The sequence below is a fragment of the Bradyrhizobium sp. AUGA SZCCT0182 genome, from assembly GCF_018130185.1.
GTDB lineage: Bacteria > Pseudomonadota > Alphaproteobacteria > Rhizobiales > Xanthobacteraceae > Bradyrhizobium.
Genome location: NZ_JAFCLY010000049.1, coordinates 59,345 through 65,932 on the forward strand (window position 1 = coordinate 59,345; position 6,588 = coordinate 65,932).

A 6,588-nucleotide genomic window follows, 5' to 3' on the forward strand; every position below is an offset into this window, starting at 1 on the left:
GCCAAAAACCTCAGAAATACACGGGAATTTGTGACTTATTCGCCACCCCCGAGCAAAGAACCGTGGTGTTTGGCGCTGCGCAAAAGGGCAAGAAAGATCGCAAATGACGCGATAAACAGCACCGCGTTGATCGCGAGCGACCACACCATCAGGTCGGTCCGGAACACGTGGTCGATCAACAGCGCGCGCATGCCCTCGAACACGTAAGTCGGCGGCAGCGTCCAGGCGAGATATTGCAGCCAGACCGGCAGCACCGACACCGGGTAATAGATGCAGGCGAGCGGCATCAGGCCGAACATCAGGGTCCACACGATGCTCTCGGCGCCGAGGCCATTGCGCAGCACCAGACCCGACACGAAGATCCCGATCGACCAGCTGGTGAAGATCAAATTGCAGAAGAACGCGATCAGCGGCAGGCCGATGGCGAAAAAATTGAAGTCGAACCAGAACAGCGCCAGCAGCGTCATCGGGATCACGCCGATCGCAAGCCGGATCAGGCTCATCACCATCAGCGAGATCAGGAACTCGATCGGCTTCAGCGGGCTCATCATCAGATTGCCGATGTTGCGCGCCCACATCTCCTCGAGGAACGAGATCGAAAAGCCGAGCTGGCCGCGGAACAGGATGTCCCACAGGATGACGGCGCCGATCAGCGAGCCGCCGGCCTGAGCGAAAAAACTCGACGTCTGTGAAATGTAGTTCTGCAGGAAACCCCAGGTGATGATCTGCAGCACCGGCCAGTAGATCAGCTCCAGAAGCCGCGGCCAGGACGACATCAGCAAATACCAATAGCGCAGCACCATCGCGTTGATGCGGTGCACCGAAATTCCGTGATGAACGGCAACCCCGCTCATGGCGCGCCTTCCCTCACCCGCCCGCGTGCGACGTCGAGGAAGACTTCTTCCAATGTCGCACGGTTGTAGCGCGCCATGATCTGATCGGGACTGTCGTCATCCTCGATCCGGCCGCGTTTCATGATGATGACGCGGTCGCACAGCCGCTCCACTTCCAGCATGTTGTGCGATGCCAGCAATATCGTCGCGTCATGTGCCTTGCGATAATCCTGCAGATGCTGGCGCACCCAATCGGCCGTATCCGGATCGAGCGAGGCCGTCGGCTCGTCGAGCAGCAACAGTTGAGGCTGATTGATCAGCGCTTTCGCCAGCGCAACGCGGGTCTTCTGGCCAGCGGAAAGTTTGCCGCTGGCGCGGTCGAGGAATTCCTCGAGATCAAGATCGGCGGCAAGCTGAGCGATGCGCTCGCGCAGGTTCTCCACCGCATAGAGCCGGCCGAAGATGGTGAGATTCTGCCGCACCGTGAGCCGCATCGGCATGTCGACATAGGGGCTTTCGAAATTCATCCGGCCCAGCACCTCGGCGCTTTGCTCGGGCATCGGATGTCCCAGCACCTGGATGCGGCCCGACGTCGGCAGCACCAGCCCCATGATCATCGCAATCGTCGTGGTCTTGCCGGCGCCGTTGCCGCCGAGCAGGCCGGTGATACTGCCGCGCGCGATGCGAAACGAGACATTATCCACCGCGCGGGTGGTCTTGTAGAGTTTGATCAGATGCGCGACCTCGATCGCGGATCCTGCCGGATCGACTGCGGGCAGCGGCATTGGCGCGGCGTCATTATTGACCATTTGGCCCTGTTCATTGGGCTATTGCAGCGGCTAGTGCAAGAAGGTCGTCATGCCCGGACACAGCCGTCCGAAGGACGGCGTCGCTTCCGCTCGCCTATGTCCCGGGCATCCACCACTTTCTTTCTTGCAGCCAAGACGCGGATGGCCGGGGATAGGCGAGCGAAAGCGACGCCGTCCTTCAGACCGCTACGCCCGGCCATGACGGAGAAATACCGACGGAATCGGGCGCGAATTTGTGATCGCGGCGCCACGCGGCTAAAGTTGCGGAATGACTGAAATTTCCAGCTCCGATTTTCGCCATCCACTCCGCCACGTCCGTCTCGATACGATATTGCGGCTGCGCTGGCTGGCGGCGCTCGGCCAGCTCAGCGCGATCTTCATCGTGGCGCACGGGCTGGAATTCGACGTTGCCATTATTCCTTGCGTCGCCATTGTCGGCCTCTCGGCGCTGGTCAATCTCGCACTGCAGATCGCGTTCAATCCGATGCAGCGGCTGGAACCGGTCTATGCGGCCGCATTGCTTGCGCTCAACATCGTCGAACTTGCGGCGCTGCTGTTCCTCACCGGCGGGCTGCAAAATCCGTTCTCGTTCCTGTTCCTGGCCCCCGTCCTGATCTCGGCGACGGCGCTGCCGATCCGGCTGACCATTGCACTTGGTGTGCTCGCGGTTGCCTGCGCCTCCGCACTGGTGTTTTTCCATCTGCCGCTGCCGTGGGACAGCGACGATCCGCTGGTGCTGCCGCCGATCTACCTGTTCGGCGTCTGGCTCTCGATCCTGGTCGCGATCGGCGTCACCTCGCTCTATGCGTTCCAGGTCACCGAGGAGTCCCGGAAACTGTCTGACGCACTGGCCGCCACCGAACTGGTGCTGACCCGCGAGCAGCACCTTACCCAGATCGACGGCCTTGCCGCCGCTGCCGCGCACGAACTCGGCACGCCGCTGTCGACGATCTTCCTGATTTCGCGCGAACTCGAAAAGACGGTTGACGGCAACGAACAGCTCGCCGGCGACCTCAAAACCCTGCGCGAGCAGGCGCAACGCTGCCGCGAAATTCTGGCCAAGATCACCCAGCTCTCCTCCTCCGGCGCACCGTTCGATCGGATGCCGCTGTCGACGCTGATCGAGGAAACGGTTGCACCGCACCGCGATTTCGGCGTCGCCATCAAGGTGCGGCTAGCGGTCGCAGCGACGCGTGAGCCGGTCGGCGCCCGTAACCCCGCCGTCCTCTATGGCGTTGGCAACATTCTGGAAAATGCGGTCGATTTCGCCCGGACCACGGTCGAGGTCAACGCCTGGTGGAACGCCGATACGGTCGAGATGATCATTTCCGACGACGGCCCGGGCATCGCCCCCGCCATGCTGAAACGCATCGGCGAGCCCTATTTATCGCGGCGGCGCAGCACCGATGAGGACCAAAGCGCGCGGGCCGGCCTTGGGCTCGGCATCTTCATCGCCCGTACCCTGCTGGAGCGCACCGGCGCCAAGGTCTCGTTTACCAACCGGACCTTTCCCGATCACGGCGCTGTGGTACAAATCGTCTGGCCGCGCGAACGCTTCGAAGCGGACGACACGGCGGCCGATAATGCCTCCTGGAACGGTTCCGGGGATACGGAATGACGGCCTGATCGACTTTAGAGGGCCTTGGCAGCGCCTTCGCGTCACGCCATATCTAGTTGTCTGTTTGACGCGTTTTCTGCCGCAGGTAAGTCTACGCAATCTGCGTAAACTTGATTGCTATGCGAACCGGTAACCACTTCGCTTGAGAACGCTATAGTATTGCTGCAACCGGGGGATACCCGACCTTGAACGCCATCACCGAACTGAACGACCTCACCGACCGCTCGCTCTTGATCGTCGAGGACGACAAGCCGTTTCTGGAGCGCCTGTCGCGCGCGATGGAAAGCCGCGGCTTCGCCGTGACGTCGTGCGATACCGTGTCCGACGGTCTCGCCCAGATCGGCCGTTCCGCGCCGGCTTTCGCCGTGGTGGATCTGCGGCTCGGCGACGGTAACGGGCTCGACGTGGTATCGGCGCTGAAGCGCAAGCGCCCCGAGGCGCGTGCGATCGTGCTGACCGGTTACGGCAACATCGCCACCGCCGTCACGGCGGTGAAGATGGGCGCGGTCGACTATCTCTCGAAGCCCGCCGACGCCGATGACGTGGTCGCCGCGTTGCTCGCCAGCGGCACCGAGAAATCCGAACTGCCGGCGAACCCGATGTCGGCGGACCGCGTGCGCTGGGAACACATCCAGCGGATCTATGAAATGTGCAACCGCAACGTCTCGGAGACCGCGCGGCGCCTGAACATGCACCGCCGTACCCTGCAGCGCATTCTGGCCAAGCGCGCGCCGCGGTAATTTGCCGGCAGGGATCGGCGGCTTCGGTCCTTCAGGCTACTTCTCGATGAGGAGCATCCGCAGGCAGCGGATACATGTCCTTGAACGGCGACGGCTTCCCGATCGCATACCCCTGCGCATAGTCGACACCGACTTCGCGCAGGGCTGGGAGTATCTCGTCGTTCTCGACGAATTCGGCAACCGTGCTCTTTCCCATCACCTTGGCGACGTGAACGATCATTTCGACCATCGCCCGGTCCATCTTGCTGTTCAGCATTTCCCTGACGAAGCTGCCATCGATCTTGATGTAGTCGACCGGGAGGTGCTTCAAGTACGAGAAGGACGACATACCGGTGCCGAAATCGTCAAGTGAGAAGCGGCAGCCCAATTTCTTCAACGCCTCGATAAACCGTTTGGCGCTGTGCATATCGGCGATCGCGCTGGTTTCGGTGATCTCGAAACAGATCATTCCGGGCGGCACCCGGTAAATATCGAATTGCCGGCGTACATATTCAACGAAATCATCGTCGCCGAACGTCGCGCCGGAGAGATTGATGGCGCAGCTCGATAGTTGAGTCGGTTCGGAGCAACTCAACCGTTCGGCGATCAAGGCAAATGCGTTTCGGATGACCCAGCGATCGATCAGCGGCATCAGGCCGTAGCGCTCCGCCGCCGGCATAAAGCTGCCGGGCTGGACCAATTTTCCGTCTTCGTCGCGCAACCTGAGCAGCAACTCGACATGGGAACGATCCTGCTCAGCCTTGTTGAGCGAGCGAATTTCCTGCGCGAACAGACAGAACCGTTGTTCGTCAAGCCCGTTCCTGATCCTCTGCACCCAGGCCATTTCACCGACGCGTTCGACCAGTTCAGCATCGCTGGGATGGTAGACCTGAATGCGATTGCGTCCCTTCTCCTTTGCCATGTAGCAGGCCATATCGGCCGCCCGCAGCGTTGCCTCCATGGCATTGGCCTCGGCGACATGCACGAGACCGACGCTGACGCTGATATTGAAGGAGCATGCATTCCAGACGAACCTCAACTCCTGCACGGCAAGCCGGAGGCGTTCCGCAATCGCGACCGCCGAACCGGCGTCGCAGTCCTGCAACAGAACGCCGAACTCGTCGCCGCCCAATCGCGCCAGCAGGCCGGCGCCGCGAAGATTCTCCTGCAGCAAAGCCGCCGTATGTTTTAGCAATTGATCCCCGGCGGCATGACCACAGGTGTCGTTGACGACCTTGAACTGGTCGAGGTCGAGGAACATCAGGGAATGCTCGCTGGGCTGATCGGACAGCCGGTCGAGCGCCGCTCCAAGGCGGGTTTCAAATTCGCGACGATTGACCAGGCCCGTCAAGGCGTCATGCGATGCCTCCCAGGACAGCTTTGCGAGGAACTCCTGTTCGGCAGCCTCGAAGCGCATTCGTTGCTTCAGCATTTTGCGCGTATGCCAGACAATCAGCGAAACCAGCGACATTGCCGTCAGCAGGTTTGCCACCGTCAGCACGGACTTGAGAAACCGCGAGCCTTCTCCAAGATTCTCCGAGAAGGCGCTTGCATGGGGCGCGAGCCGCCGATCGATGAAATCGATTTGCTCCTTGTGGAAGGCTGCACGCCCGCCGACCGCGGGACCGCTGGACAACTCCTCATGCAGGAGGTCGCCAAGCGACACCAGCTGATCCAGAAATGGATCTGTCCCTCTCCAGTGCCGGATCGCCGTTTTGACATATGGGCCGTGCTGGAAATAGCGGAAGAGCCGGATCATTCCTGGAATATCGGCGGGATGATTTCCGCCTCCCAGGAGGCCGTCCCGGGCGGCATCCAGATCGGGGGTCGGCTGCTCCAGCGCACGTCGCGCGACCCGGTCGCTGAGCGGAACGGCGATCGCCTTCCTGAACCGGTCGAAGGACTCTTCGTCAGCGGTCTGGGAATAAACCGAGAGAAAGTGGATGGCGTCTTTTTGGCTCTTCGACCACATGCCCTCGCCGCCGACAAAGGCGCGAACCGACGAGAGCAGCTCCAGACTAAGGCCGGCCAGAAGCCCCTGAAAAATCACAACCGCCACGAAGGGCGCTACAAGCCGCAAAAGGCGATTTTTGCCGCGCGTGGGACCCATCATTTGCGGTGCCTGATCTGTCCTTCAGCGCGAAACCGCGCGACGTTAGGGCCTGCTTTCGTTTGGGCCCGATTGCGTTGCCTTTTGTCTGCTGACCGCGCCGGTGTGGCGCTCAAACACCTGATGTCCGCAGTACCGGCAGGCTGTATTATTGGAGTAGGATTGGCGGCTTAAGATCGCGTGCGACAGGCCCCACGCGCGATATCTAAGATCGATCGTAGTGAAGGGCATGTGAACACCTCGACATCCAATTGCATTTCAGTTTCATCGAATGCCTTTGCCCGCGATTGCGGCGATCAGAGTTCCACCAGCGGAACTTGATGCGCATTTCGATTCAATCTTCAAAGAGCAGATATGACTTCGCGATCTCGCCGCTGCTACGCGCGAAGTTTTGCAAGAGACCTTTCGCCATCTGAAAACAGAGAGGGCGCAGGGAAGACCGGGTGCGCGCTGCACCCGCGGTCTCGCGTGCGGTTTGCACAAAACAAAGTGCACACGA

Annotated in this window: 6 protein-coding genes; 3 read left to right on the forward strand and 3 right to left on the reverse strand. The window is 60.9% G+C overall.

Going from position 1 to position 6,588, the window contains the following annotated elements; all coding sequences use genetic code 11:
- Window positions 1–35: 35 nt before the first annotated feature.
- Both JQ611_RS34805 and JQ611_RS34810 read right to left on the reverse strand, forming a co-directional pair.
- Window positions 36–854: an ABC transporter permease gene (locus tag JQ611_RS34805; protein WP_212268743.1), complete on the reverse strand. Its 819-nt coding sequence runs from the start codon at window positions 852–854 to the stop codon at window positions 36–38.
- Window positions 851–1,642 (reverse strand): ABC transporter ATP-binding protein, encoded by a 792-nt coding sequence (locus tag JQ611_RS34810; RefSeq protein WP_212268742.1) that lies wholly within the window; start codon window positions 1,640–1,642, stop codon window positions 851–853. The genes JQ611_RS34805 and JQ611_RS34810 overlap by 4 nt, the downstream gene beginning before the upstream one ends.
- 268 nt (window positions 1,643–1,910) lie before the next feature.
- Between JQ611_RS34810 and JQ611_RS34815 the strand changes: the two genes are divergently transcribed.
- Window positions 1,911–3,260, forward strand: a complete 1,350-nt coding sequence (locus tag JQ611_RS34815; RefSeq protein WP_212268741.1) for an ActS/PrrB/RegB family redox-sensitive histidine kinase — start codon at window positions 1,911–1,913, stop codon at window positions 3,258–3,260.
- A gap of 185 nt (window positions 3,261–3,445) precedes the next feature.
- On the forward strand, window positions 3,446–4,000 hold the full coding sequence (locus JQ611_RS34820) for an ActR/PrrA/RegA family redox response regulator transcription factor (RefSeq protein ID WP_192736382.1): 555 nt from the start codon (window positions 3,446–3,448) through the stop codon (window positions 3,998–4,000).
- A gap of 31 nt (window positions 4,001–4,031) precedes the next feature.
- Here JQ611_RS34820 and JQ611_RS34825 read toward each other — a convergent pair whose 3' ends face one another.
- Window positions 4,032–5,645 (reverse strand): EAL domain-containing protein, encoded by a 1,614-nt coding sequence (locus JQ611_RS34825; RefSeq protein WP_312012334.1) that lies wholly within the window; start codon window positions 5,643–5,645, stop codon window positions 4,032–4,034.
- Between JQ611_RS34825 and JQ611_RS42115 the strand changes: the two genes are divergently transcribed.
- Window positions 5,622–6,263 (forward strand): hypothetical protein, encoded by a 642-nt coding sequence (locus tag JQ611_RS42115; RefSeq protein WP_249133689.1) that lies wholly within the window; start codon window positions 5,622–5,624, stop codon window positions 6,261–6,263. The two genes, JQ611_RS34825 and JQ611_RS42115, sit on opposite strands and share 24 nt — an antisense overlap.
- The last annotated feature ends 325 nt before the right edge of the window (window positions 6,264–6,588 follow it).

Coding starts and splice junctions, on each gene's coding strand:
- JQ611_RS34805 (WP_212268743.1), bottom strand. CDS start 854: ATGAGCGGGGTTGCCGTTCATCACGGAATTTCGGTGCACCGCATCAAC.
- JQ611_RS42115 (WP_249133689.1), top strand. CDS start 5,622: ATGCAGGAGGTCGCCAAGCGACACCAGCTGATCCAGAAATGGATCTGT.
- JQ611_RS34815 (WP_212268741.1), top strand. CDS start 1,911: ATGACTGAAATTTCCAGCTCCGATTTTCGCCATCCACTCCGCCACGTC.
- JQ611_RS34810 (WP_212268742.1), bottom strand. CDS start 1,642: ATGGTCAATAATGACGCCGCGCCAATGCCGCTGCCCGCAGTCGATCCG.